This window comes from Amycolatopsis sp. lyj-109 (genome assembly GCF_046548995.1).
Taxonomy (GTDB): Bacteria; Actinomycetota; Actinomycetes; order Mycobacteriales; family Pseudonocardiaceae; genus Amycolatopsis.
In genome coordinates, this window is sequence record NZ_JAJPWR010000018.1 from 1 (window position 1) to 23,383 (window position 23,383).

The 23,383-nt window shown below is 70.1% G+C and carries 12 protein-coding genes and 5 pseudogenes; 13 read left to right on the plus strand and 4 right to left on the minus strand.

The window, feature by feature from the left end; genetic code table 11:
• A pseudogene (locus tag ACLJQF_RS33590) lies at positions 1–126 on the plus strand (IS3 family transposase); the annotation flags it as partial.
• A gap of 751 nt (positions 127–877) precedes the next feature.
• Here ACLJQF_RS33590 and ACLJQF_RS33595 read toward each other — a convergent pair.
• Complete coding sequence (locus ACLJQF_RS33595; protein ID WP_410614368.1) at positions 878–1,234, minus strand: hypothetical protein; 357 nt, start codon at positions 1,232–1,234, stop codon at positions 878–880.
• On the opposite strand from ACLJQF_RS33595, the pseudogene ACLJQF_RS33600 reads away from it, so the two are divergent.
• From ACLJQF_RS33600 to ACLJQF_RS33615, 4 genes and pseudogenes are all read left to right on the plus strand, one after another.
• Positions 1,124–1,648: pseudogene (locus ACLJQF_RS33600) on the plus strand (helix-turn-helix domain-containing protein); the annotation flags it as partial. The gene ACLJQF_RS33595 and the pseudogene ACLJQF_RS33600 sit on opposite strands and share 111 nt — an antisense overlap.
• A 281-nt stretch (positions 1,649–1,929) precedes the next feature.
• Positions 1,930–2,439 (plus strand): transposase, encoded by a 510-nt coding sequence (locus tag ACLJQF_RS33605; RefSeq protein ID WP_410614369.1) that lies wholly within the window; start codon positions 1,930–1,932, stop codon positions 2,437–2,439.
• A gap of 732 nt (positions 2,440–3,171) precedes the next feature.
• A complete protein-coding gene (locus ACLJQF_RS33610; RefSeq protein WP_410614370.1) occupies positions 3,172–11,652 on the plus strand; it encodes a SpvB/TcaC N-terminal domain-containing protein in 8,481 nt (2,826 codons plus the stop codon).
• Positions 11,649–12,146: a hypothetical protein gene (locus tag ACLJQF_RS33615; RefSeq protein WP_410614371.1), complete on the plus strand. Its 498-nt coding sequence runs from the start codon at positions 11,649–11,651 to the stop codon at positions 12,144–12,146. Before ACLJQF_RS33610 ends, ACLJQF_RS33615 begins: the two co-directional genes overlap by 4 nt.
• Positions 12,147–12,297: 151 nt before the next feature.
• Here ACLJQF_RS33615 and ACLJQF_RS33620 read toward each other — a convergent pair whose 3' ends face one another.
• Positions 12,298–12,630, minus strand: coding sequence for a MerR family transcriptional regulator (locus tag ACLJQF_RS33620; RefSeq protein ID WP_410614372.1), 333 nt, complete (start codon positions 12,628–12,630; stop codon positions 12,298–12,300).
• Between the two features lie 1,208 nt (positions 12,631–13,838).
• On the opposite strand from ACLJQF_RS33620, the gene ACLJQF_RS33625 reads away from it, so the two are divergent.
• The 3 genes from ACLJQF_RS33625 to ACLJQF_RS33635 all read left to right on the plus strand — a co-directional run bounded on the left by ACLJQF_RS33625 (position 13,839) and on the right by ACLJQF_RS33635 (position 17,433).
• Positions 13,839–14,138 (plus strand): hypothetical protein, encoded by a 300-nt coding sequence (locus ACLJQF_RS33625; protein WP_410614373.1) that lies wholly within the window; start codon positions 13,839–13,841, stop codon positions 14,136–14,138.
• A 240-nt stretch (positions 14,139–14,378) separates the two neighbouring features.
• Positions 14,379–15,599 (plus strand): PP2C family protein-serine/threonine phosphatase, encoded by a 1,221-nt coding sequence (locus ACLJQF_RS33630; protein ID WP_410614374.1) that lies wholly within the window; start codon positions 14,379–14,381, stop codon positions 15,597–15,599.
• Between the two features lie 67 nt (positions 15,600–15,666).
• Positions 15,667–17,433 (plus strand): SpoIIE family protein phosphatase, encoded by a 1,767-nt coding sequence (locus ACLJQF_RS33635; RefSeq protein ID WP_410614375.1) that lies wholly within the window; start codon positions 15,667–15,669, stop codon positions 17,431–17,433.
• Between the two features lie 109 nt (positions 17,434–17,542).
• Here ACLJQF_RS33635 and ACLJQF_RS33640 read toward each other — a convergent pair whose 3' ends face one another.
• Positions 17,543–17,887 carry an Lrp/AsnC family transcriptional regulator gene (locus ACLJQF_RS33640; protein WP_410614376.1) on the minus strand — a complete coding sequence of 115 codons (345 nt, stop codon included), beginning with the start codon at positions 17,885–17,887 and terminating at the stop codon, positions 17,543–17,545.
• A 20-nt stretch (positions 17,888–17,907) separates the two neighbouring features.
• Positions 17,908–18,360, minus strand: a pseudogene (locus ACLJQF_RS33645) (hypothetical protein); the annotation flags it as partial.
• On the opposite strand from ACLJQF_RS33645, the pseudogene ACLJQF_RS33650 reads away from it, so the two are divergent.
• From ACLJQF_RS33650 to ACLJQF_RS33670, 5 genes and pseudogenes are all read left to right on the plus strand, one after another.
• A pseudogene (locus ACLJQF_RS33650) lies at positions 18,328–18,465 on the plus strand (nitroreductase/quinone reductase family protein); the annotation flags it as partial. The pseudogenes ACLJQF_RS33645 and ACLJQF_RS33650 overlap by 33 nt on opposite strands.
• A 148-nt stretch (positions 18,466–18,613) precedes the next feature.
• A pseudogene (locus ACLJQF_RS33655) lies at positions 18,614–18,943 on the plus strand (amidohydrolase family protein); the annotation flags it as partial.
• 157 nt (positions 18,944–19,100) lie between these two features.
• The gene (locus ACLJQF_RS33660; protein WP_410614536.1) at positions 19,101–19,565 is read left to right on the plus strand and encodes a hypothetical protein; all 465 of its coding nucleotides are present in this window, start codon (positions 19,101–19,103) and stop codon (positions 19,563–19,565) included.
• Positions 19,566–19,931: 366 nt separating this feature from the next.
• Complete coding sequence (locus ACLJQF_RS33665) at positions 19,932–21,137, plus strand: glycosyltransferase (RefSeq protein WP_410614377.1); 1,206 nt, start codon at positions 19,932–19,934, stop codon at positions 21,135–21,137.
• A 44-nt stretch (positions 21,138–21,181) separates the two neighbouring features.
• Positions 21,182–23,338, plus strand: a complete 2,157-nt coding sequence (locus ACLJQF_RS33670) for an ArnT family glycosyltransferase (RefSeq protein ID WP_410614378.1) — start codon at positions 21,182–21,184, stop codon at positions 23,336–23,338.
• Positions 23,339–23,383: the final 45 nt, after the last annotated feature.

The window sequence follows — 23,383 nt, forward strand, 5'->3', positions numbered from 1 at the left end:
GTGCGCCGCGACTTCACCGCCACGGCGCCGAACACCAAGTGGCTGACCGACATCACCGAGCACCCGACCGGTGAGGGCAAGCTGTATCTGTGTGCGGTCAAGGACTGCTACTCCAACAAGATCGTCGATGACGCGGGTCCAGGTGTACGTCCCAAACCGACAGATGACAGACAGCTGCAAGGGGCTCGTTCGGTACCGCTGACGCCACGACCTGAGGTCGGTCCAGCGCGGTGACAGAGACAGCTCAAGTATCCGGACGATTGGAGTCCCTTTGACGGCCGACACGCCCGGAGTTGCTCGCCCGACGGAGTCGGCGTCGTCTATGTGCGGGCGGAATCGCAGCGGTCCCCAGATCACCGATGCCAACTCTTCCTCAGTGGGACCGCCTGCGATGCCTGCCGCGTGCGAATAAACGTCACGGACCCGGATTTCGACGCTGTCCAACATTGGCAGTTCGATCGGACCGGTGAGCGTCAAAGTCAATCTCGAGAGGTCGTTGGCTTCATCCGGCGAATACGCCGTCAGAGCAACCGACAGCTGCGGCGCGAGTTCGCCGTAGCGGCGGCCCTGTTCAAGTTTCAGCATCGCGTCAGCCGCAGCAGCGGCGTCCTTCGATGCAACCGCCGAAGTTCGGCTCGCGTCCCGGGCGTGCCGACCGATCAGGTACGCCAACCGCGACGACGACGCCGGCGATCGCGGCGACAGCGCCCGCGATGCCCGCGATCGCCGACCATTCCGCTGCGCGATCAGCATTCATCCGGACAACCCAGCCTCTTCACATGCGCATCCTGTGTCTGCCGGGCCGCATCCACGAGCTTCACACTGTTGGGGAACCTGAAGCCGGAGACCACATCGAGCACGCTAGTAGTCGCGCCCGTTAGTTCGTCGGGGGTTGTAGCCACGCGGTGTAGTCGTTGAGGTAGAGCCCGCAGGCGCAGTCGAGTGCTTCCTGCGGGCTGCCTGCCGAGTATCCGCTGGGCAGGAACGAGTCTTCGTAGCCGTCACGGCTTGCGCGGTAGATAGCGAAGCCCCAGGTCGAGGCGGAGCCGGTGTAGCGCAACCGCAACAGCGGCATGGTCGTACCGTCGGGAAGATGGCCGGTGACGTAGGCGAACGCGCCGCGATGGCGGACGGTGACATCACCCAGCTGGGGCCAGCGTTCCCGTGCTCGGGCCAGCAGACGCTGACGCAGCGAGGTCTTGGTCGACTCGGGCGGGACAGCCATGCGGTTCATGATGCCCGATACCGTCACACCCACATAGTTGATCTTCGTGATGGGTGTCGCGTGGGGCCGTCCAGTCCGTATGTGGTCATTCTCGGCCAAGCCGACCGGCAGGCGCTGGAAGCCCTCGCGCGACGGGGCTGTGCCGAGCACCGTCAGGTGCTGCGAGCGCGGATCGTGCTGGCCGCCGCCGACGGTGACCCGAACGCGGTGATCGCGCGCCGGCTGGGCAGCACCGACGACACCGTCCGCAAATGGCGCGGGCGGTTCTGCCGGCATGGCATGCCGGGCCTGGCCGACCGGCCCCGCAGCGGGCGGCCGCGGGTCTTCCCCGCCGCAGTGGTGGCCGAGGTCAAGGCGCTGGCCTGCGAGCCGCCCGCTCAGACGGGCGCCGCGCTCGCCCGATGGAGCTGCCCGGAGCTAGCCCGCGAGGCGGCCGGCCGCGGCATCTGCGAGCGGATATCGGCGTCCACGGTGCGCCGCTGGCCGGCCGCGGACGCGATCAAGCCGTGGCAGCACCAGTCGTGGATCTTCCCTCGCGACCCGCACTTCGCGGTCAAAGCCGCCAGAGTGCTCGACCTGTACGACCGGCGATGGGAAGGCGAGCCCTTGGGTGACAACGACTTCGTCATCAGCGCGGACGAGAAACCAGGCATCCAGGCGCGTCCGCGTATCCACCCCAGCCTGCCGGCCGGGCCTGGCCGGCGATGCGGGTCGAGCACGAATACGCCCGGCGAGGAACCCTGGCCTACTTCGCCGCCTACGACGTGCACCACGCTCGGGTATTCGGACGCTGCGAGGACACCACCGGCATCGTCCCGTTCGCCCGGCTCGTCGAACAGGTTATGACCACCGAGCCCTACGCCTCGGCCCGGCGGGTGTTCTGGGTGGTAGACCAGGGCGCCTCCCACAAGAACTGGGCCGCCGCGGACCGTATGTCCAAAGCCTGGCCCAACGCGCACATGGTGCATTTACCCGTGCACGCGTCCTGGCTCAACCAGGTAGAGATCTACTTCTCCGTCGTCCAACGCAAAGCCCTGACACCCGACGACTTCCGCGACCTCGACCACGTGACGGAGCGACTTCTGTCCTTTCAAGACCGATACAACCGCACGGCCCAACCCTTCGACTGGACGTTCACACGTGACGACCTCAACCGGCTACTGACCCGCCTCGGTCGTCACGATCACCACGCACCCCCGCCCCTGACGACATAACCCCCGACGAACTAACGGGCGTGACCACCAGGGTCGCGGTCGTCGACTTCGCCCGCCCGCCCGCCCGAAGGCTGGCCCCGCAGGGCGTCAGCTAAAACCCAGGCTCACCGCAGGACGGCTTCGTCGCCAGCCGGATCTCCGCTGTCGCGAAGCTGAGGACTGAGCCGCACCAGACTCGGCGATCGCCGTGCCGTACGGGTGGGCACGCGCCAGATACCGCACCCAGACCCAGTCCGCCGACGGCGCCTCGGCCACGGCGGTCGTCCCCTGCCCTGCGTAGGCAGGGGTGACCCCCGTCGCGAACAGCGTCACCGCCACCCCCAGTGCGCGCAGCAAAGCGCGGTTGCCCCCGGCCACCCGGGCCTCCCCCTCCGCCGCGACGCGACGGTTGCGATCACCCTCGGAAGGAGCCTAGGGACGACGACAGGCACGGACCGGTAGTTCCTCCGACACCCGTCGACATGGCGATGACCTGCGTCAATCGGCCATTCAGCTGATCGGAAAAACCGTGCAAAGCGGCAATTTTGCCGGTCGGCCGGTCACGTGCCGCGCGGACAGCCCCGCATTCACGATTCGGCCATCCAGGTGAACTGTCTCCCGCAGTGGCTTCAACACCCGAGCGACCCTTCGGACGAAGAATTTCCCACCAAGACAGAAACCAGACAAAAACGGTAACTGTTCGGTTGATCCACACGACGACCCCGGTGCCACCGAACTGGAGGTCTCGGGAACATGGCCTGGAACCCTCGTCGTCGCCTGTCGGTCACCCTTCGAAGAAACCGCAAGCACGTGGCCCGGGGAGTGGTCCTCCTCCTCGTAGTCGCCCTGCTGCCGCCCGCCCAGAACGGTCCGCTCGCACCCCTGCTGTCGTCCGCCGCGCCCGGGACCGGTGTCTCCGACGTGCCAGCCCACCCGGACGGGGTGTCCTTCAACCCCAACCAGCTCAAGGGAATCCAGGCCGCCGACCCCGCCACCGGGATCAACCTCATCGAGCCGCCGACCGCGAACAACAACGGCGAAGCGCGGCTGACCTACCCCATCGAACTGCCGCCCGGCCGCGGTGACGCGCAGCCGAGCCTCGCACTGACCTACAACTCCTCGAACACCGGCGGCTGGACCGGGCAGGGCTGGGACCTCGGGCTGCCGTCGATCACCATCGACACCCGCTGGGGCGTGCCGCGCTACGACGCCGGCCTCGAAACCGAGACCTACCTGTTCGGCGGCGAACAGCTCACCCCGGTGGCCAATCGGACGCCGTTGCAGGCGCGCACCGCGGAAAAGGTGTTCCACACCCGGACCGAAGGACAATTCCGCACCATTGTCCGGCACGGCGCGAACCCCCGCGAATACTGGTGGGAGGTCACCGACAAGAAAGGCACACGCTCGATCTTCGGCGGCCCTACCGCGGCCACCGGCGACAGCACCACACTCGCCCGCGAGGCGGGCGACATCGCCGTCTGGGCGCTGAGCGAAATCCGCGACACGCACGACAACTTCGTGCGCTACCACCACGTCCGCGTGGCCGACCCGGGCGTCACCGGCGGCACCGTGCCCGGCGTCGCCCTGTACGCGAAGAAGATCACCTACACCGGCCAGGGCAAGATCGAAGGCCGCTACAGCATCAACCTCACCCGCGACCGCGAACGCGGCGAGGCCCGGCGGCCGGACGTCATGATCGACGGGCGCAACGGCTTCAAGCAGGTCACCGCCGACCTGCTGCGGCGCGTCGACATCCAGCTCGACGACAAGCCGGTGCGCGGCTACGAGCTGAACTACCGCACCGGCGCGTTCCACAAGACGCTCCTGCAGTCGGTCACGCAGTTCGGTGAGGACGGCTCCCCGTTCACCACCCACACCTTCGACTACTACGACGACATCCGCGCCGCCGACGGCCGGTACCAGGCGTTCGGCGACGCGCTCGGGTGGAGCGTGCCGGGCGACTCGCTCGGCCAGAGCGTCCCCGACGGGCAGGCCAGCGCGCTGTCGGCCACCACCTCGCGCAGCGCCGGCGGGCACCTCTACGTCGGGTTCAACCCGGTCGCCGTCCGCAAGGCCGGCTCCGCGGGCGCCAAGGCCGGGTTCAGCGCCGGCGAGTCCGAAGGCCTGCTCTCGCTGACCGACGTCAACGGCGACACGTTGCCGGACAAGGTGTTCCGGACCGGCGCCGGGGTCTTCTACCGGCCGAACCTCGCCCGGCCCGGCGGCGCGCCGAAGTTCGGCGACACGCCGATCAAGCTCCCCAACCTGCCCGGCATCTCCGCCGAGTCGTCCCGCTCGACGACCTCGGGCGCCGAGTCGTACTTCGGGATCGCCGCGCAGCTGGACCACGTCGCGACCACCACGCGCACCGAGCGCTACCTCACCGACGTCAACGGCGACGGCATCGCCGACCTGGTGAACGACGGCGGCGTCCTGTTCGGGCACCTCGACGCGCAGGGCAACCCGGTCTACAGCGCCAACAGCAAGGACACGCCGGTCCCGATCGGCAGCGGCGCCGTGAACGGGCCCGTCGTCGGCGACCAGACCGCCGAGATCGAGCGCCAGATCGACGCGTTCCCGCTGCTGGACAGCGTGCGCCGGTGGGTCGCGCCCTACGACGGCACGGTCAAGATCGGCGGCGCCGCCCGGCTGGCCTCGGACCCCGGCGACGACCGCGCCGCCGACGGCGTCCGCGTGGCCGTGCAGCACGAGGACACCGAGCTGTGGGCGCAGCGCATCACCGCGCGCGACCACGCCCCCTATCCCCCAGCCACTGTGGACAGTGTCGCCGTGCACCGCGGCGACCGGCTCTACTTCCGCGTCCAGTCCGTCGCCGACGGCCGGTTCGACCAGGTCGACTGGGACCCCGACGTCACCTACACCGGAGTCACGCCGGCCACCGACGTCAACGGCCTCGACGTCCACCACTACCGGGCCTCGCGGGACTTCACCCTCGGCGGCCGCCCGTCGACGGTCACCGCGCCGCTGACCGGCACCCTGCACCTCTCCGGTGACGTCTCGAAGGTCGGCCCGACCACCGACGACGTCACGGTCGTGATCACCCGCAACGGCACCGAGGTGCTCAACCGCCCGCTGCCCGCCGGGAGCGCGACGACCGTGCCGGTCGACCTGGACATCCCGGTTTCGGCCAACGACACGCTGTCGTGGCGCCTCAAGACGGACTCCCCGATCGACGCCGGGACGCTGCACTGGGTGCCGTCGGCGCACTACACCGCCGCCCAGGGCGACGTGCCCGTCTTCGACCAGCAGGGCAAGCCGACCTTCGTCATCGACCCGCCCTACGCGGTGGACCTGTACCCGGTCGACTCGTCGGCGACGCCGCAGGGCAGCTACACCGCCGGCCGCACGGGCGACCTCACCGTCCGGCCCGAACTCGCCCTCACCGGGGACGCGCACGTCGTGTTCACCGTCAAGCGCCGGGGCGCGCTGCTGGCCAAGCGCGTGCTCGACGTCGTGAACGGCCAGGTGCCCGACGCGCAGCTCACGGTGCCGGTCACCGAAGGCGACGAGCTGTTCTTCGACTACTCCACCCTGGACACCGGCCTGCCGAGCCGGGTCACCAGCCAAACGGCGTCGGTCAGCACGGACGGCATGCCGTTCACGCCGGTGCCGAGCGCCCTGCACGCCGCGGCCGAGCAGGGCGCGTTCGCCGAGCCCTACCGCGGCTGGGCGGCCATCGGCTACCAGGGCAACCGCGACCGCGCGGGCACCCCGATCGTGCAGCGCGACCTCGTGCTCGACGCGAATTTCCGCGACAAGATCCCGGGCGCCCCGCGGGAATCCGACGTGCCGGGCTTCGACGGGCGGGTCAGCAGGCCGAACGCGGTCCTGCTCGCGCCGCGGCCCGCGCTGGAACGCTGGGGCAGCGACGACGGCAACACCTGGGTCGCCGCCGGCACGGCCGCGTCGTCGCGGCTGGGCACCGACCGCATCGACGTCGCCCAGGACGCCGACATCGCCGGCGCGACCGGCGTGTCCCGGGTGGCGCGCACGTCGCAGATCTCGACCACGTTCGGCGCGAGCATCCCGGGTGTCCCGATCGGGGCCGGGGCGAGCGTCGCGCGCGGCCGCAGTTCCGGGCAGGTCGACTTCCTCGACCTCAACGGCGACCGCTTCCCCGACGTCGTCGGCCCGGCCGGGATCCAGTACTCCGACGTCACCGGCGGGCTGGGCGCGACCCGCGGCAGCCTCGGCACCGGCACCGTGCGCGAATCCGACACCACGGCGTTCACCGCGTCCGCGAACGCCGGCAGCCCGGCGCGCAGCGGAGCCAACGGCCGGGGCCTGACCGGGCCCTCGGCGGACAAGTCCGCCACCACCGCGCAGTCCGGCAGCGAGCTGCCGAGCCTGGGCATCGGCGGCAGCGTCGGCGGCGGCGAGTCCGACGCCGCGTTCGACCTGCTCGACATCAACGGCGACACGCTGCCGGACCGCGTCTACGCGAACGGGACCGCGGCGCTGAACCTCGGCTACGAGTTCGCCGCGGCCGAACCGTGGCCCGGCGGGCCGCTGGCCGATTCCAGCACCCGCAACGCCGCCGTCAACCTCGGCTTCAACAACGACTTCTACGGCCTGGCCGGCGGGGTCTCGGCGGGCACCGGCCAGGCCAAGACCGAAGCCGGGCTCCAGGACGTGACCGGGGACGGCCTCGCCGACCGCGTGTTCTCGCGCGACGGTCAGCCCTTGGCCGTCGCGATCAACACCGGCAGCGGGTTCGCGCCACCGACGCCGTTCGGCGGCAGCACCGCCGGGATCACCGCCGACAGCAGCGCGAACCTCGGCGGTGGCGCGTACTTCACCTTCGGGTTCTGCCTGGGCATCCTGGCCGGCGCCTGCGTCGTGTTCAACCCGGGCGCCGACACCTCGCGGGGCATCGGCCGGTCCGAGGTCGCGCTGCGCGACGTCAACGGCGACGGGTACGCCGACCAGGTCCGCTCCACCCGTGACAACGAGCTGGTGGTGGCCGAGAACAAAACCGGGCGCACGAACCTGCTGCGCACGGTGAACCGCCCGCTGGGCGCGCGATTCGAGCTCGACTACACCCGCGACGGCAACACCGAGGACCTGCCGCAGTCACGCTGGGTCCTCTCGCGCACCACGCTGTTCGACGGGCACCCGGGTGACGGCCAGGACTTCCAGTCGTCCGGCTTCCGCTACACCGACGGCCGGTACGACCGGCTGGAACGCCAGTTCCTCGGCTACGGGCGCGTCGTCAGCGAACAGCTCGCCCCCGGCAACGCCGTCTACCGCAGCACCACCAGCGAGTACCGCACCGACTCGGTCTACACCCGCGGCCTGCTCACCCGCACCTTCACCGCCGACGGCGCCGGACGCCTGTTCACCGAGTCGCTCACCAGCTACACCCTGCGTGACGTGGCCACCGGCAAGGTCGCGGACCCGGCGAGCACGACGGCCACGGTCTTCCCGCTCGCGTCGCGCACCGAAGACCGCTTCTACGAGGGCGGCGCCGCGGCGGGCAAGACCACCTACACCGAACACGAGTACGACCAGTTCGGCAACCCGACCCGGATCTTCGACGCCGCGGACACCGGGACCGCCGACGACGTCGAGACCAGGGCGCAGTACTCGGCGACCGACGCCGCGTGCCGCGCCCGCAACATCGTCGACGTGGCGAGCGTGGTCGACGTCATCGGCACCGCGGCGAAGAACACCACGCGCCACCGCGAATCCACAGTGGACTGCACGACCGGTGACGTGAAACAGGTGCGGGCCGCACTGGCCGACGGCACGAAGGCCGTCACCGATCTGGAGTACCTCGGCAACGGCAACCTCAAGGCCGTCGTCGGGCCGGTGAACAAGGCCGGTCAGCGGTACCGGCTGGACTACGGCTACGACCCGGTGGTCGGGGTTCACCTCGAAACCACCGTGGACAGCTACGGCTACCGCACGGCCGTCACGCACAACTACAAGTACGGCCTGCCGGAAACGACGCTGGACAAGAACTTCCAGCGCGTGCACACGAACTACGACCGGTTCGGCCGGGTGTCGTTCGTGGCCGGGCCGCACGAAATCCCCGAGAACCGGGTCACCGTCGGCTTCGAGTACCACCCCGAGGCGCCGGTGCCCTACGCGGTCAGCCGACATATCGACAACACGGCGACCAGCGTCCGGGACGACACCATCGACACCGTCCAGTTCACCGACGGGCTCGGCCGGATCCTGCAGACCAAGAAGGACGCCGACGTCGCCCCCGAAGCCGGGGCGGACGCGGCGGCGGTGATGACCGTGTCCGGGCACACCGTGTTCGACTTCGCCGGCCGCACGGTCGAGCAGTACTACCCCACCACCGAACCGAAGGGAGACGGCAACTTCGCGTTCGATCCGGCCGTCGACGCCGTCACGCCGACGCGGCTCGCCTACGACATCCTCGACCGGACGACCAGCACGGTCATCCCGGACGGCAGCACCTCGGCCACGGCGTTCGGGTTCGGCGCCGACCGGTCCGGCACCACGCGGTTCGAGACGGTCTCCACGGACGCCAACGGCAAGCAGCGCCGCGGCTACACCGACACGCGGGGGCTGACCACCGCGGTCAAGGAGGCCAACCCCGCCGCCGGGCAGCCTGTGATCTGGACGAGCTACGGCTACGACGTCATGGGCCAGATCACGTCCGTGGCCGACGACCGGAACAACACGACCAAGGCCGCGTACGACAACTTCGGCCGCCGCACGGTCGTCGACAGCCCGGACTCCGGGAAGGTCGAGACCGCCTACGACCTGGCCGGGAACGTCGTCGGCAAGGTGACGCCGACGCTGCGGGCCAAGAAGAAGGCGATCGAGTACGACTACGAGTTCACCCGGCTGACCGCGATCCGGTACCCGGTCTTCACCGGCAACAACGTCACCTACACCTACGGCGCGCTCGGCGCCCCGGAGAACGGTGCCGGCCGGATCACCGCGATCCACGACGCGGCGGGCACCCTGACCCGCGGCTACGGGCCGCTCGGCGAGCTCACGCGGGAGACCCGGACGCTCGGCGCCGACGTCGGGACCAAGGACGACCGCGGGAAGTCGTTCACCACGACGACCCGGTTCGACACCTGGAACCGCGTGCTGGAGACCACCTACCCCGACGGGGAGAAGCTCACCTACGGCTACGACAGCGGCGGGCAGGTCACCTCGGCCACCGGCGTCAAGGGCAGCAGCACCTACCGCTACCTGTCCCGGCTGGACTACGACAAGTTCGGGCAGAAGGTGCTGCAGGAGACCGGCTCCGGGGTCCGGACGACCTACCGCTACAACGACACCGACCGGCGCCTGGCCACGCTGAGCACGGCGCAGTCCGACGACCGCGAGTTCCAGAACGTCTCCTACGGCTACGACAAGGTCGGCAACGTCACCTCGCTGACCAACGACGTGGCGGTGCCGGGCGCCAAGGAGATCGGCGGGCCGAGCACCCAGACCTACGGCCACGACGACCTGTACCGGCTGACGTCGGCCACCGGCTCGTACCGCAACGACACCGGCAAGGTCAACCGCTACCAGCTGGACCTGACCTACGACACGCTGAACAACACCACCGGCAAGCAGCAGAAGCACGAACTGGTGACCACGTCGGGCAGCACGCAGCCGCAGGCCCCGACCACCTACACGCAGAAGTACACCTACGGCGGCCTGCCGCACGCACCGAGCAAGATCGGCGCCGACGTGCAGTCCTACGACGCCGGCGGCAACCTGATCGACATCACCACCGGCCGCAGCGCTGACGCCGCCGTGCAGGCGAACGCAGTGCTGGCCGCCGCCGAGACCACCGGCGGCAAGCGCACGCAGTTCGTCTGGAACGAGGAGAACCGGCTCGAGTGCGTCTACGGCGACGAATCGGGCACGGTCAAGCAGGACCCGACGTCCTGCGACGACAAGGGCGACCAGCCCACCGTGAAGTTCGTCTACGACGACGCGGGCAACCGGGTCGCCAAGGAGGGCAAGCAGACCCACGTCGCGATCGGCACGAACTACAGCCGCGTCGACGGCAGGGCGGTCAAGCACTACTTCCTCGGCGACACCAGGCTGCTGAGCAAGAAGGCCGCCGACTCCGGCTACGAGCACGACCAGTTCTACTTCCACCCCGACCACCTGGGCTCGGCAACGTACGTCACCGACGAACGCGGCAAGCTCGCCTCGCACCAGGAGTACTTCGCTTACGGGGAAAGCTGGGTCGAGGAGACGAAGACCCAGGAACCGGTGCCGTACCAGTACAACGGGAAGGAGTTCGACAAGGAGACCGGGCTCTACTTCTACGGCGCCCGCTACTACAACCCGCGGACGAACCTCTGGCAGAGCGCGGACCCAGCGTCGTCGTCCTATTTGGACGGAGCACCGAACGGCGGGGTGCACCAGCCGTTCAACCTGGCGTCCTACAGCTACGCCTCCGACAACCCGGTGCGGCTGACCGACCCGGACGGGCTCAGCACGTGGAACCGCGTGATGGGCGGGCTGAAGCTGGTCGGCGGGTTCTCCGAGGCGGGTACCGGCGCTGCGTTCGGCGCGGCGACGTCGTGGACCGGGGTCGGGGCGGTCGCCGGGGCCGTCGTGTTCGTCCACGGCGCCGACACCGCGGCCACCGGGCTGCGGCAGCTCTACTCCGGCGAGGACGAAAGCACGTTGACCAGCATGGCCGTCCAGGCCACGACCGGGTTGAGCAAGGAAACCGTCGACCGGGCCGAGGCCGTCATCTCGCTCGGGGCCACGCTCCACATGTCGGCGGTGACGAAGACGGCGCAGGCGCTGGGCGCCACCGCCGAGTCCGGTGGCCGTGCCACCGGAACCACCGGCCGGGAGGCGGGTGCCGGCGGCCTGGCGGCGGGTGGGCTGTCCCAGCCGGGCGCGCTGCGGGAGGCCGCGGTCGAGGTGCACGACCTGGCCCTGCTCCAGAAGGGTGGAAACATAGCCCACAACAGGTCCACCGTGGCGTTGCACGAGACCCGGCTGCCCGACGGTACGACGCAGATCTTCGCCGCGCGTTCCGGTCGCGCCCTATCGGATCAACAGATCGAACGCCTGGTGGAACTCGGCGTACCGAGGGCCAATATCGTCAGCGGCAAGTATCACGCGGAGGTGAACATCATCATGTCGGTACCGGATGGCGCGACGCAGGTCCGGTGGGGCATCGCCAAGGGGGTGAACAACACGCCCTGGCCCTGTACCGAGATGTGCGCGAAGATCGTCAAGGGCATCATCGAGGGAACCGAATGACGTCAGTCGACATCAGCTCGCTGGTCGGCAAAACGACCAGCGGGCTGGCCACCCGCCCCCCGGCGGACGGCTGGGCGGCCTGCGCCTCGATCTGGGCGCGGGCCTACGTCCAAGCCGGCCCCGGGTGGGTCAAGTGGCCGCACCTGCGGGCCGCGGCCGACGCGGCGTTCACCACGGCGCTGGCCCGGGCCACGGGTTCGGCCGATCCGGCGGACGAGGACCTGGCGCGCCTCGGCGCGTTCGACGTCGAAGACGACGGGTCGCCCGAGTGGCAGCACGTCCTGGACCTCACGACGATGCTGCTGGCGGCCTTGGAGGACGACGACCTCGAGTCCACTCTGCACGCGACCGTGCTGACGTACCTGGAGGGCACGTTCTCGACGCTGGCCAACGACCACGCCGGCGACGGCGCGATCAACCTCCCGGACGCGGAACGCGCGTTGGCGGCCGACGAACGCTGGGCGCGGGCGGTCGCGTTCGTCCTCGCCTTGTGACGTGAGCTGAAGGGGACGTCCGCGCATCCGGTGCGCAGACGTCCCCTTCAGCCGAAGACGGTGTGCCGCGTTACCGGCCCGGCAGTGGCGTGGGGACACCGTCGGATGCACATCGGCACGTGGCGCCGGGGCCGCGTGCCGAAGTCGGGATTCAGTCGCCGGCCGGGAGTTTGGCGTTGCGGCGCTGGGCTTCGTGGAGCTGGTCTTCGAGAGTGATGATGCGGCAGGCGGCATCGATGCCAGTGCCCTGATCGACCAGTTCCCGCGCGCGGGCGGCCAGACGCAGCTGGTGGCGGGAGTAGCGGCGGTGCCCGCCGGCGGAGCGCTGCGGGGTGATCAGGCCGGCTTCGTCGAGGCTGCGCAAGAAGCCCTGGGTGGTGCCGAGCATGTCGGCGGCCCGGCCCATCGTGTAGGCGGGGTACTGCTCGTCGTCGAACTTGTCGGCCGCGCTCGGCGTGGCCGGGCCTTGTTGGTCAGGGATCATTCCACCTCCACGTCACAGAGGACCCCGGGTGCCACTGCGGCACCCGGGGTCCTCAAGGGTAGGGATCTTCACCATTGTCAACCGGCGCGACCGCCGGCTTCCTGCACCCGCGTCCGGCCGAAAGCCGGATTCCGCGGGGATCGCTTACTCGTGACCGAGCACCACCTCCGAACTCGATGGGACTGCGGCACCCGCGCGGCACTACCTGGCCGCTGCGGGCGATCCAATGATGTTCCCGTTCCCTTCTTTCCTGTGTTTTCCACTTACTCGGTACTGCCACTTCACTTGCCGGTACTGCTACTTCGCTTCCTGCTGCAGCCGTCACTGCCGGAACCCTTCCACTGATCGGTCCCAGCACGCTGACGCCGCTGGTCACTGCCCGGAACCCCTTCCACTGATCGGCCCCGGCCACCTGACACGTCCTGCAACTGCACTTCAACTTCGCACAACAACTACTACTGGTACTGCTGATCTTCAACTACCGATCCTGCAACTGCTGCAACACTGATACTGCCGTTCTTCACGGGCACATTCACTCCGCCCGCGTCCTGCACTTCCGCTCCGGAACCGGTACTGCTCGGTCGGACCTTCTTCACGACCCGGTCCTGGAGTAATGCTCGCGGTCACCAGCCGAAACCTTGTTCCCTAGATCGGCTCCGTGCTGCCTGACCGCCTTGTCTCACCTCGCGGGTAGTTACGTCCTCTCCCGCGCCTGCCAGACGTTGTCTCTCTCGCTACGAGAAGAACACTACACACACCCATCGTTGAATGTCTACTCCGGGCGGCACAGGTTTTCTGGAGCCAGCCGAACGGGTGACGAGAAGCGCGTACGACCGTGAGCGACGACATCACGCAGGAGAGCCCGCTCGATGAGCGCTACGGCCTGGTCGGAGTGCGTGACATGGCCGAGTACGCCGAAGCCTTGACGCGGTTGCTGGAGCAGGGCCGGCGGGAGCGGTGCGCGGCCGTGCTGTCGGAGGCCGAGGCCTACGCGGCGGCGGAGCTGCTCGGGCAGTTCGCGCAACTCGACCCGCCGGCCGCGTTGAACCAGCTGGCCGCATCTACGGCCGTCTCGGCACCTGACACCCGACCGGCCGACGCGGGTGAACGACACGGGACACGCGCTGCCCACGCGACCGGAAACGTGGTGATCATGACCGAGCCGTCCGAGGGGTGGTCCCGAACGGGACCGGATCACAGATCCAGGTGTGCCAGAGCGGCTGGCCGAGACCGCCGACGCCGAGCAGCGCACGCTGATGCACCAGATCGCGGTCAGTACCGCGGAGAGCGTCGTCGCCGAGGCTCGCGGTGTGGACTTGCTCGCTGCGGAGGCCGCCGGCTGTCCGCTGCCCAGGATGCCGCGTGGGCGGCCGCTCACGCTGGGGACCGTGACGACCGTGTCGCGGCGCCCGCCGGCGTGGCCGCGGCGCAGGCCGACTTCGCGCGCGTCACGGACGCGGCGATCGAGGAAATGCGCGGTCTCGCCCAAGCCGACCGCGACCGGCTGAACGACCTCCTCGCCCACCTGCGCCGCACCTGGGCGGCCCGGGAGGCCGCGGACATCGCAGCGCGAGGACCGGACCAGCAGAACGGACATTCAGGCGCCGGGGAACGACCGGTCCCGTCGTCAGCGGCGGCCGCGGTCAACCCCGTCGTACGACACCTCGCCCGCACTGCGGCGGGGCAGTGGATGATGAGGTTGAGCGGGCTCGAGGTGTTGGTCGGAGGTTGCCGTGGACGGAGGGGCGTTGGGATCGGGTGATGTGCTGGCGGCGGCCGAGAGCGCCCCGCCCGTGGAGTCGGTCGAGGTCGTCGCGCGCGACCTCGCGAAGCGGCTGGGCGCCTTCGACGTGTCGTTCCTGCTGGTCGACCTCGTCGAGGAACACCTGGTCCGGCTGACCTCGACCGCACAGGACCCCGACGGGCACGACCCGGAGCCGGTCGATCTGCGGGACAGCGCCTACGAGAAGGTGCTGCGCACCCAGCAGCCGTGGCAGGAGCAGAACGACGACGGGGTCCGGGCGGTGCTGCCGGTGACCAACCGCGGCGACTGCGTCGGTGTCCTGGAAGCGACCGTGCCCTCCTGCGACGACGAAGTGCTGGCCCAGCTGGGGGAAGCCGCACACGCGCTGGCCTACGTCATCGTCACCGACCGCCGCTTCACCGACCGCTACCACACCGGCCGGCGCACCACTCCGATGAGCCTGGCCGCGGAGATCCAGCACCAGCTGCTGCCCTCGGCCTCCTGCTGCGAGGCAGCCCAGTTCACCATCGCCGGCGCCCTGGTGCCCGCCGACGACATCGGCGGCGACACCTACGACTACACCCTCGACCGCGACACCCTGCACCTGTCGATCACCGACGCCGCCGGCCACGACGTGACCTCCGCACTGACCGCCACCCTGCTGGTCGGGGCGCTGCGCGGCGCCCGCCGAGCCGGCCACGACCTGGCCGAACAGGCCCGCCAAGCCAACCAGGCCCTGCTCGACCACGGCGAGGACGTATCCCTGGCGACCGGGCTGCTGCTCCGCGTGGACCTGCGCGCGGGAGGGGTCGAGCTGGTGAACGCCGGACATCCCCCACCACTGCTGCTGCGCGACGGCGCGGTGACGGAGATCGAGCTGGAGATCGACCTGCTCTTCGGCTTCAAGCCGTACCAGTACCGGGTGCAACGGCTGGACCTGCGCCCCGGCGACCGGCTGGTACTGCTCACCGACGGCATGTTCGAACGCGCCGCCGCCGGCGTCGACCTGCCCGCTCTGATCCGCGAGACCGAGGAGCTCCACTCCCGGGAGGTGGTGCGGGCGGCGACCAGGGCGGTGCGGCACGCCTGCCGCAATCAACTCCAGGACGACGCCACCGTGCTGTGCCTGGACTGGCACGGCACCGACCGCACCGAACGCCAGGCCGACAACGGCGCCGACACCGACACCGCCTCGCCGCCCGGCAACTCGGACGACCGAGTGTGAGCGCCGGCTCCGCTCCGACGGCTCCTGCCCGGGGTTGAACGCCGGCCGCGCGGGGCAAAGAGAATGCGTGGAGAGCATCCCCGATACCGATGCGCCGCCTGTTTCCCGGACGGCGGAAGCGCTGGTGCCGGCGATTTTCGCGGCGGCGGGCGCGGGCGTGTACGCCGTGGACGCCGACGGTGTGGTGATCGCCTGCAACCCGTGGGCGGAGCGGCTGCTGGGCTACGAACCGGGCACGCTGCCGGGCGTCAACGCCCACGACGTGCTCGAACCGCACACCGGTGACGGCTCCGGCTTCCCCGGCCGGCAGCCGGTCCTGCGCGAGGCCGCGCTCGGCAAGCGCATCAGCGGTGACCGCGCGGTGCTGCTGCGCCGGGACGGCTCCGCGCTTGCCGCGTGGTGGTCCGCCGCGCCGCTGCCGCCCGAGGCCGGGCACGGCACCGGCGCCGTGGTCGTCTTCCACGACATGTCCGCGCAGCGTGAGCGCGACGGCCGGCGCGCCAACCGCTACGCGCACAGCGAAACCATGCGAGAGCAGGCCGAATACGACCTGGCGGAGATCAGCTGGCTGAGCGACGTGACGCTCGCCATGGTCAGCACCCTCGACGCCGGGCAGGCCCTCGAACGCCTCGTGCGGCTGCTCGTACCCCGCCTCGCCGACGCCGCCGTCATCGACCTGGCCGAGGGCCGGGAACTGCGGCGCATCGCCTGGGCCCACGATCTCGGTGACGCGGTGCCTCCGAGAACGGCGGAGCATTCCGCTCACCAAGCCGCCCTGCGGGGTGTTCTGCGCGGCGGCGGAACCCGGCACCTCTCCACGCCGTCGGCGGCGGCCGACGCGCTCGTCGTGCCCGTGCGGCTGCGGGCCACGACGTTCGGAGCGCTGACCCTCACCCGCGCCGCGGCCGGCCCACCGTTCAACGAGGCCGACCGGGCTTTGGCCGAAGAAGTCGCCCGGCGCACCGCACTCGGGCTGGAAAACACCCGGTTGCACGCCGCGCAAGCCGACATCGCCGTGACCCTCCAGCGCGCCCTGCTGACGGAACTCCCCACGGTGCCGGGTCTGGAACTGGCCGCCCACTACCGGCCCGCCGCCAGCGTCGCCGAAGTCGGCGGCGACTGGTACGACGCCTTCCCGCTGGGAGAGGACGGCATCGCACTGGTCATCGGCGACGTCGTCGGTCACGACATCCGCGCCGCGTCCCGCATGAGCGAGCTGCGGAACATGCTGCGCGCCCTGGCCGTGGACCGCCCCGATGAAGAACCCGGGCAGATCCTGCAACGACTGGACCTCGCCCAGTCCCGCCTCGCCTTCGACGATCTGGCCACCGTGATCTTCGCCCGCCTCCACCCCACGGACGGTGGATCGTGGGAGCTGTCCTGGTCCGTCGCCGGCCACCCGCCACCCCTGCTCCTCGGCACCGGCACCACTACGACCTACCTCAACGGTGCGCACGCCGTCCTCCTCGGCGCCCACCCCGACCGGCCCCGCCCCACCGCCCGCGAGACACTGCCGCCCGGTTCGACCCTCGTGCTCTACACCGACGGGCTGATCGAATCCCGCACCCAGGACATCGACACCGGCATGACGCGCCTGCGCCGGTACACCGCCGGCCACCAGGACCTGCCGCTGTCCCCGTTGTGCGCCCAGCTGGCCCGCGACCTCGGCAGCACCCGCGACGACGTGGCCCTCATCGCCGCCCGGACCCCGCCGCACCCGGCGCATGACCGGGCCTCGGCCCGGCAGGAAGGGGCGCCACCGGCCGCCAGCTCCCCGGCGCGAAATGGCTGCGCGCGTCAGGACCGACCGCCGCGCGCCGGCTACTCGCCCTGATCGCGAGCACCAGTCACTTGACCGCTGCTCCGCCCCCGGAATCGCCTGCACGTACCGCCGGATGCTTCAGTCGGGCCTCGTGGCCGCCGCCGAGCACCGGAGCCGACGTTCAGGGCAGCGCACCGGCCCACTTCACCGTCCGGATCAACGGCGCCGTCTCCACCTCGCGCACGACAGGCAGCCCTCCGATCCGCTCGATCAGGTGCCGGTAGAAGTCAGGTCCGTCCCGGCACACGACGGCGGCGAGGATGTTGGTGACCTCGGTCGTGGCGGCGCAGAACGCGACCTCCGGGTGGGCGGCGATCGCCGCGCCGGTCTCGGCCAGCTGCGACGGGGGCACGGCGGCCCCCAGCCGGGCTTCCGCGCGGAAGCCCAGTGCCTTCTCGTCGATGTCGGCGTCGAAGAACAGGACCCCCGCGGCTCGCAGCGCCGGGCCACCGTGGATTCCGACCACCCCGTCTCCCCGGCAAGCGAGGGGTAGGAGGCGCGCCCGTCATGCGACAGTACGCGCAGCAGCGGACGGTCCGCATCCGTGCGGGTGACGGGTGTTCCGGACCACGGTCGCGAGCACGCCCACGATCCCGGCCTCGTCGGCGCGGCCGCCGCCCGACAAGCCCCCCCGCACCGAATCGACCGCCGCGTCGATCGTGGCCGGCCTGGACACCGGCTATCTCGTCGCGGGCGCCGTCGGCGTCCTGGGCGGGCGGCTGGTCCTCTGGCGGGTACGCCCCGACCCCATGCCGGGGACCACCACGGCCCCCGGCCACCCCCGGCCTCGGACTGACCACCACATCGAACTGACCGAGCGACATCCGCTCGGCGAAACACAGGAGTCTCAACGCACAGGGCCTGCCGATCGTGTTGCTCACCTTGCGTGGCGCGAAGTCCGGCAAGGTGCGCCACACGCCCGTCGTGCGCGTGGAACACAACGGCCGCTACGCCGTCGTCGCCTCCAAGAGCGGCGCCGCAGGGCATCCCGACCTCCAGGACGGCACCGAGACCCGCGCCTTCCTCGCCCGCGAGCTCGAGGGCGAGGAACGGGCGGAATGGTGGGACTACGCCGTCACGGCGTTCCCCCAGTACGCCGCACGATCCCCGTCCTGGTGCTGGAACCCCGGTAACACCACCCCACCACAGAACCATCCGCGCAACCTGGAAGCGAACACCCGTGCGCATCGACATGCACGCCCACTACTTCCCCACCCGCTACCTCGACAAGCTCGAGAGCCACGGCAGCGACTTCACCCCCATCGCCCGCGGCCTCGGCGCCGGCGACGGGCCCGGCGAGATCGACAACCGCCTCGCGCTGATGGACGCCGCCGGCGTTGACATGCAACTGCTGTCCGCGACCCCGCAGCTGCCGACTTTCGACGATGCCGCCCACGCCATCGACAGTGCCGGGCTCGCGAACGACCTCTACGCCGACCTGATCGCCCGGTACCCCGGACGCTTCGCCGGGCTGGCCACGACACTGCTTCCGCACGGCGAAGCCGCCGCCGAAGAACTGGCCCGCGCCATGACAACCTCAGCCTCCTCGGCGCCTCCATCGGCACCGAAGTCGCACACCGGACCCTCGGCGACCCGGCGTTCGAGCCACTCTGGGCCGAGCTCAGCCGCCGCAACGCGATCCTCTACATCCACGCCTCCGGCCAGACGCCGCATCCCCCTTGATCGCCGACCACGGCCTGCGCTGGGTGGTCGGCGCGCCGTTCGAGGACACCATCGGCCTGCTGCACTTCATGACCGCCGGAGTCCTGAAGCGCCACCCCGGCATCAAGGTCCTTGTCGCCCACCTGGGTGGCCCCTTGCCCTTCCTCGCCCAACGAATCGACGACAACCGCCCCTACTGGCAGCAAGGATTCTCCGAGCCGTCGGAGGCATGGAAGAAGATGTGGTGGGACGCCGCCAACTTCCACGTGTACCTGCGAGCACGAACCCCCATCGAGGACGCCGGCCTGCCGACCGAGCAGGTCGACCACATCCTGGAGCACAACGCCTGTGCCCCTTCTGGGGCTCTGACCGAGTCGCGAAAATTACCCGCAAACACAGCGGGGATCGTTCACCAACGCTTTCGAATACCGTTCTTCGCCCCGCGGGCCACCACGTGGCCCGCGGGGCGCATCCCCTGCTGAGAGCGGCGAGCACGTGGGGTGCAGAGCAGGTGAGCCGGCGATCTGAAGCCGACCGGTACCCCGCCGGGAATGGCAGCAATTTCGTTCACTGCACCGGGTATCAGATTCCTGCTCCCGGCCAAGAAATCCGGCAGGTCGGGTGATGCCGATACAGGAAAGTTTCGCAGTGGACGACATGGCAACGCCCTGCGCGGAGTTCCGCTTCTCATGATCTTTTCAGGTTGCCCAGAGCGTGGTTTCACGTACGCGGGAGGTACTTGATCCGGCGGCGCCGGATGGCGCCGGCCTGTCCGGCTGGGCGGCAAGAGATTGGTGATGATGACGGGGAACAGGGCAACCGGGGCGGCATCCGCAGCACCCGGCACCATGGCAACGCTCTCGACGGCGACCGTGGACATCGTCGTACCGGTGTACAACGAGGTCCGGTCGTTGCCGGGCTGCGTGCGGGTGCTGGACGACTTCCTGGCTCGGGAATTTCCCTTCCCGGCTTCGATCACCATCGTCGATAACGCCAGCACCGATGGCACCTTCGAACTGGCGATGGAACTGTCCGCTCAGTTCGAGCGGGTGCGCGCGGTGCGCCTGGAACGCAAGGGCCGCGGGCACGCCCTGAAGGAATCATGGCGCGCAAGCCCGGCCGACGTCGTCGTCTACATGGATGTCGATCTGTCCACCGGCCTGGACGCCCTGCTGCCGTTGGTGACGCCGCTGGTCAACGGACATTCGGACCTGGCGATCGGATCACGGCTGGCGCCCGGCTCACGGACCGTCCGAGGTCCGAAACGGGAACTCATCTCCCGCGCTTATAACACCGTGATCAAGTGGACCCACGGCGCGCGGTTCTCCGACGCCCAGTGTGGCTTCAAGGCTGCCCGCGCCGACATCGTGCGGCAGCTGCTCGACCACGTGGAGGACGACGCCTGGTTCTTCGACACCGAACTGCTCCTGCTGGCCGAACACAACGGGCTCCGCATCCACGAGGTACCGGTGGACTGGGTGGAGGACGTCGACAGCCGGGTGGATGTGGTCTCGACCGCCCGCGATGATCTCCGGGGGCTGATCCGGGTCGCGCGGGCGAAGGCCGTGGGCACGGCACGCATCCCGGATCTGCCCCGGCGCCCCGAGCCGCGCGCGGCCCACCCGGACGCGGTGATCGGCGCCGGGAACCCCACGATGACCTGGCAGGTCCTGTCGTTCGCCGTGATCGGTGTGCTGTCCACCGCGGCGTACCTGGTGTTGTACGCGTTGCTGCGGCAGTGGCTGCCCGTGCTCGGAGCCAACCTGCTGGCGCTCGTCCTGTGCACGCTGTTCAACACCGAGGCGAACCGGAGGTTCACCTTCGCCAGGCGCCGCGGCGGTGCCGACCGGGCGCACCTGAAGGGCTTGGTCGTGTTCGGCCTGTACTACGCCTTCACCTCGGGCGCGTTGCTCGGGCTGCACGCGCTCGTCGCCGCGCCGTCGCAACTGGTGGAAGTACTGGTACTGGCCATCGCTTCGGTGGTCGGCACCATCGGGCGCTTCCTGTTGCTGCGCGGCTGGGTGTTCGCCAGCACCGCCGAACCCACGATCTGAACGCCTTCCAACAGCCTGATCCGCCCGCCACAAAAGGAGAAGACTTGTCTATCAGGACGACCGACATCCACGCGACGCGGGATCCCGATCCGCCGGTGCGCCCACAACGGCGATGGCAGCCGTGGGCCCTCGCCGGGATCTGCGTGGGAGCGGCGATCCTCTACGCCTGGGGCATCGCCGACGGCCGGATGGGCAACTCCTACTACTCGGCGGCGGTGAAGTCGATGTCGTCGAGCTTGACGAACTTCTTGTTCGGCTCGTTCGACGCCTACGGCGTGTTCACTGTGGACAAACCACCGATGAGCCTGTGGCCGCAGGTGGTGTCGACGTGGGTGTTCGGGTTCCACGGCTGGGCGCTGTTGGTGCCGCAGGTCCTCGAAGGCGTGGCCGCGGTGGTCCTGCTGCACCGCACGGTGCGCCGGTGGGCGGGCGAGAACGTGGCGCTGGCGGCCGCCCTGATCCTCACCGTCACACCGATCACCGTGGCGATCAACCGGGACAACAACCCGGACACGCTGCTGGTCCTGCTGCTCGTGGCCGCGGCCTACGCCTTCACCCGCTCCGTCCAGGCCACCGAGAGCCGGCCACGGACCCGCTGGCTGCTGTGGTGCGCGTTCTTCATCGGCTGCGGGTTCGTCACCAAGATGCTGCAGGCCTGGATCGTGGTTCCGGGATTCGCTGCGGCCTACCTCGCCGGTAGCGGCGCACCCGTCAGACGCCGTATCCTCGACGTCCTGGCGGCGGCCGCCGTCCTGGTCGCGTCGTCGTTCTGGTGGGTCGCGCTGGTGGACCTGTGGCCGGGCGAGAAGCCCTACATCGGTGGAAGTACCGACGGCAGCGCCCTCGACCTGATCTTCGGGTACAACGGCTTCGGCCGGATCTTCGGCGGAGGCGAGGGCATGCCCGGCGGCGGCGCGCGACCCTCGGGCCTGGAACTGCCGGCCGGGATGGATCTGCCCACGGGCGGGATGGGTGGCATGTTCGGGGGCGACATCGGTCCCGGCCGGATGTTCGGTGCCGACGTCGGCGGCCAGATCAGCTGGCTGCTCCCCCTCGCTCTGCTGGTCATCGCGGTGGCCAGCGTGGGCGGAATCCGCCGCATCGCCACCAAGACGGCCACCGACCGGGCAGCACGCGGAGTCTGGCTCATGTGGGGCAGCTGGCTGGTGGTCACCGCCGTCGTGTTCAGCTACGCGCAGGGGATCTGGCACTCCTACTACACCACGATGCTCGCTCCGGCGATCGCCGCGATCGCCGCCGCCGGCCTGGCGAAGTTCTGGCGGTTCTACCGCGCCCCGGACGGGTCTGCCTGGCTCCTGCTGCCGGCCGCGATCGCGATCACCGGAGGGTGGGCCTTCGTCCTGGTGTCCCGCGACACCGGCTATCTCGGCTGGCTCCGCTGGGTCGTGCTGGTCGCCACGGTGCTGACCGTCGCGGGTTTGGCCGTCGCCAGGACCGCGCCGGCGCAGTTCGGCCGGGCCCAGCGCCCGGCCGTGCTGATCGGGCTCGTCGCGGCGCTGGTGACCCCGGGAGCGTGGTCGGTGGCGACGGCCACCACCGGTAGCGACAACGGGAACATCCCGGCCGCGGGCCCGAGCGGCGGTTTTCCCGGTGCCGGGCGAATGGGTGGCGGCATGCGGCAGGGACAGCTGCCGGGCCTTCCGTCGGGTACCGGCGGTTTTCCCTCGAACGGGCAGGTCCCCGGAATGCCCACCGGGGGCCAGGTACCACAGCAGCCGGGCGGTGGCCGGCCCGCGGACGCCGGCGGCCCGGGTGCCGGAATGGCCGGGAACATGTTCGGTGGTGCCGCGGGGCTCAGCACGGAGCAACGCAAGGTTCTCGCCTATGCCGAACAGCACGGCGGTGGCGCGGCGATCACGCTCGCGGTGGACGGCTCCGCGATGATGGCGGCGCCCTACATCCTCGGTTCGGACGACACCGTCATCGGCATGGGCGGGTTCAGCGGGACCGACGACTCGCCGTCGGTCGGGCAGTTGCAGCGCTGGGTCGCCGACGGCACCCTGAGGTTCGTCCTCAGCCCGTCCTCCGGCATGGGGGCCGGCGGCCCGGGCGGTATGTTCGGCGGGGCCGGCGGGGCTGCCAGTGCCCGCTCGCAGTGGATCGAGCAGCACTGCACCAAGATCGATCCCGCGGCCTACGGTGGCACTGACTCGTCGACGCTGAACGAGTGCCACGCCTGAGGTCACCCGAACGGGACCGTTCCGCCTCGCCGGGTGGCGGAACGG